The sequence below is a fragment of the Microbacterium sp. CPCC 204701 genome (assembly GCF_004010105.1).
GTDB lineage: Bacteria > Actinomycetota > Actinomycetes > Actinomycetales > Microbacteriaceae > Microbacterium.
In genome coordinates, this window is sequence record NZ_RRYE01000368.1 from 1 (window position 1) to 2,859 (window position 2,859).

Below are 2,859 nucleotides of genomic sequence, written 5' to 3' on the forward strand. Positions count from 1 at the left end.
CGTCGGCGCCCGCCTCGCGATGCGCCGGCACTTCGGCGGCGTCGTGCTGGGGATGCCGATCACCTGAGCCCGGCGCCGGGCCCGCGACTCGGAGGCCGGTGCCGCGAGCGTCAGCCCGCCAGCACGACCCGCAGCTGCTCGATCGCCCAGTCCAGCTCGGTCGCGCGCACGACGAGCGGCGGCGCGATGCGGATGGTCTGGCCGTGGGTGTCTTTCACGAGCACGCCACGCGCGATGAGCCGCTCGGCCACCTCGCGGCCGGTGCCGGCGGCCGGATCGATGTCGACGCCTGCCCACAGCCCTGCCGCACGCACGCCGGTCACTCCGTGGCCGACGAGCTCGCCGAGCTTCGCCTCGAGGTGCTCGCCGAGGACCTTCGCGCGACGCTGGACCTCGCCAGACTGCAGCATCTCGACGACGCGCAGACCGACGGCAGCCGCGAGCGGGTTGCCGCCGAACGTTGAGCCGTGCTCGCCCGGCCGGATGACTCCCAGCACGTCGCGGTCGGCCACGACGGCCGAGACGGGGAGGATGCCGCCGCCCAGCGCCTTTCCGAGCAGGTACGCGTCGGGAACCACACCCTCGCGGTCGCACGCGAACGTCTCTCCGACGCGGCCGAGGCCCGACTGGATCTCGTCGGCGATGAACAGCACGCCGTGCCGCGTGCAGATCTCGCGCACGGCCCGCAGATAGCCCTCGGGCGGAAGGACCACACCTGCCTCACCCTGGATCGGCTCGATCAGCACTGCCGCCGTCTCGGGCGTGATCGCCGCCTCGATGGCCGAGGCATCCCCGAACGGCACCGCCACGAATCCGGGCGCGAACGGACCGAAGTCCCCCCGCGCGTCCGGGTCGTCGCTGAAGCCGACGATCGTGGTCGTGCGACCGTGGAAGTTGCCGTGCGCGACGACGATGGTCGCGGCATCCGGGGCGATCCCCTTCGTGCGGTAGCCCCACGCGCGCGCGACCTTGATGCCGGTCTCGACGGCTTCGGCTCCGGTGTTCATCGGCAGAACGAGGTCCTTGCCGCACAGCTCGGCGAGCGCCGCGGCGAAGGGACCCAGTCGGTCGTTGTGGTAGGCGCGGCTGGTGAGCGTGAGCCGGTTCAGTTGGTCCTGCGCGGCCGCGAGGAGAGCCGGATGCCCGTGCCCGAAGTTGAGGGCGGAGTACGCCGACAGCAGGTCGAGGTAGCGCTTGCCCTCGACATCCGTCACCCACGCGCCCTCGCCCCGCGAGATCACGACCGGGAGCGGGTGGTAGTTGTGCGCGACGTGCTCGGATTCGTCCGCGATGATGCGGGCGATCGCGGTGTCGCCCTTCGACGAGCTCGGGAACCGGGATGGCGAGGTCATGGGTCCTTCTCTCAGCGCCGCAGCTCGAGCGTGCAGCACTTGATGCCGCCGCCGCCGAGCAGCAGCTCCGACAGGTCGACGAGCACCGGGTTGTAGCCGCGTTCGCGCAGCTGCGCCTCGAAGCCCTTCGCGCGCGGCGAGATGATGACGTTGAGTCCGTCGCTGGCCGAGTTGAGACCGAACACGGCGCCGTCGGCGTCGGCGACGCGGATCGCGTCGGGGTAGCGCTCCGCCAGGATCGCCTGGCTGCGCGCGTCGAACGCGCCGGGGAGGTACGCGATGTTCGCGCCGTCGACGCCGCCCGGGCCCTCGACGGGGTCGAGCACCGAGATGGCGGTGTCGAGGTGGTAGAAGCGGGGGTCGACGAGGGTCAGGCTCATGACCTCCTTGCCGAACACGTCGGCGAGCTCGCGGTGGCTGTCGCCGGTGGAGCGGAAGCCGGTGCCGGCGAGGATCGTGTCGCCCACGAGCAGGAAGTCGCCCTCGCCCTCATTGACCTCCACCGGCTCGACGACCTCGAACCCGTTGTCGCGGAACCACTCCATGAACGCCGGGCCCTCGGGCACGCGCTCCTGGAAGCGGAACCTCGCGCCGTACGCGACGCCGTCGATCACGAACCCGCCGTTGGCCGTGTAGACCATGTCGGGCAGGCCCTCGATCGGGTCGATGAGGTGCACCTCGTGGCCGAGCTCGAGGTAGGTGTCGTAGAGCGTCTGCCATTGGCTCACCGCGAGCGCCGTGTCGGTCGGGTTCGCCGGCTCCATCCACGGATTGATCTTGTAGCTCACCGTGAAGTGCTCGGGCCGGCACATCAGGTACCGGCGGTGCTGCTGGACGCGGGTCGCCGGGGCCTCGGTGCTCACCTCGGTCCGTGGGCTCGTCGAAGGGGCCGGCGCGGTGTCGTGCGTGGACATCTGTCTCCTTGCGAAGGTGCGGCGGACTCTGTCCAGAGGCCCGGCGGCTCTCCGATGCGCGGGTCCGAGCTGCTGCATCGGCTCCTGCGCTGGCGGAGGGCGTCCCGGGCACGCCGCACACATTCTCTCACGGACGCTGGGCGTGGCCTGGGAAACCGGGGGCGACGACGGATGCCGAGGCCTTCAGCCGGCGACCACCACCACCTTGCCGAGCGTGTGGCCGGCGTCGACGTGCGCGATCGCCTCGCCCGCCTGACCCAGCGGCCACGTGCGCTCGATCAGGGGCTTGAGGGCGCCGGCGGCGGCCAGGGCGACGAGCTCGCCGGTCAGTGCGGCCGTGGTCGTCGCGGCGAGCGCGACGATGCGACGCTTCGATCCGACCGAACGCAGCGCACCGCCCATGATCCGGCGCATCGGGCCCATGACGCTTCCGCCCTCACCGCCGACGAGCACGGCGCTGCCGCCGCCGCGCAAGAGCTTCTGGAGGGCCGCCAGCGGCGGCTCCCCCGCGATGTCGATGACGGCGTCGAACGTGCCGTCGGGGAGCTCCGGCGAGCCGGGCTGCACCGCACGGTAGTCGAGCACGCGCGTCG

General features: G+C 71.8%; 3 protein-coding genes. All 3 read right to left on the minus strand.

Annotated features, from left to right (window positions below; translation table 11 throughout):
• Positions 1-110: 110 nt before the first annotated feature.
• Positions 111-1,352 carry an ornithine--oxo-acid transaminase gene (rocD, locus tag EIO58_RS15485; RefSeq protein ID WP_127820262.1) on the minus strand — a complete coding sequence of 414 codons (1,242 nt, stop codon included), beginning with the start codon at positions 1,350-1,352 and terminating at the stop codon, positions 111-113.
• 11 nt (positions 1,353-1,363) lie between these two features.
• The gene (gene ddaH, locus EIO58_RS15490; RefSeq protein WP_127820263.1) at positions 1,364-2,266 is read right to left on the minus strand and encodes a dimethylargininase; all 903 of its coding nucleotides are present in this window, start codon (positions 2,264-2,266) and stop codon (positions 1,364-1,366) included.
• A 183-nt stretch (positions 2,267-2,449) separates the two neighbouring features.
• Positions 2,450-2,859 (minus strand): zinc-binding dehydrogenase (locus EIO58_RS15495; RefSeq protein WP_164861765.1); only part of this gene is annotated, 410 nt, incomplete at its 5' end.